At 74.5% G+C, this 866-nt stretch carries 1 pseudogene; it reads right to left on the reverse strand.

Annotated elements, in window-relative coordinates:
* Window positions 1–866, reverse strand: a pseudogene (locus D455_RS34260) (hypothetical protein); the annotation flags it as partial.

The following is an 866-nucleotide window of genomic DNA, read 5'->3' on the forward strand; positions in this document are numbered from 1 at the left end:
GGCTCGTCGGGCTCCTCCGGGACGTGGTCCGCCCGGTCGGTGCCGTGGGTCTCGACACCCTCGTCCGTCTGGTGGGTGTCCGCCCGGTCGGCGTCGTCGGTCCCGAAAGCCCCCACGGTCCCGGTGTCGGGAGCCGGGTCGGTCTCGTCCCCGTCGAACCGTCGCCCGGGGTCATTCGCGTCCGGCGCGTCGTCGACGTCCTCCCCGGCCCGCTCCTCTGCCGACGAGGACGGCTCCGGAACGTGGTGAACGAAGGACGCGCCGGAGACGGCCTCGGTACCGGGCTCCTCGCGGGAACCGGTGACGGTGTCCTCAAGGTCCCCCGCATCGGACCGGCCTTCGGGGGCGTCCGTGTCAGGAGCGTCGTCGACGTCCTCCCCGACCCGCTCCTCCTCGGTGGGCAAGGGGGCTCCGGGGATGTCATAGGCGAAGGGAACGGCGGGCGCGGGGGCCTCCGGCTCGTCCTCCTCGGTTTCGTCACGCGGAACCCGGTCGGGGCTCTCCGTGGCGGGGCGGGGGATGGCGTAGACGAAGGGTGTGTCGGCCCCGTCGTCCTCGTCACCGGTGTCGCGCTCCTCCACCGGTTCCGGCTGCTCACCGACCGCCGCGAGGACGCTGGTCTGCGGCTCCTCGGGTTCGTCGTCCGCGAGCGCGGTGCCGTCGACGGCGTCGGCCCCGGAAGGTTCGTTCCCGTCGAAGGCCGACTCCTCCGCCGTACCGAAGGTTCCGGCGTCGTCGGCTTCGTCCACGGCCGGGGAGCGGCCGGGAACGTCGTAGGCGAAGGCGGCGGCCCGCGGGGCGTCCTCGTCGGGCCGGTCCCCGTCCGCCTCGTCCGGATCCACCCGCTCGGCGGTGTCCGCCGTCGG

It is taken from the genome of Nocardiopsis halotolerans DSM 44410 (assembly GCF_000341065.1).
Taxonomy (GTDB): Bacteria; Actinomycetota; Actinomycetes; order Streptosporangiales; family Streptosporangiaceae; genus Nocardiopsis; species Nocardiopsis halotolerans.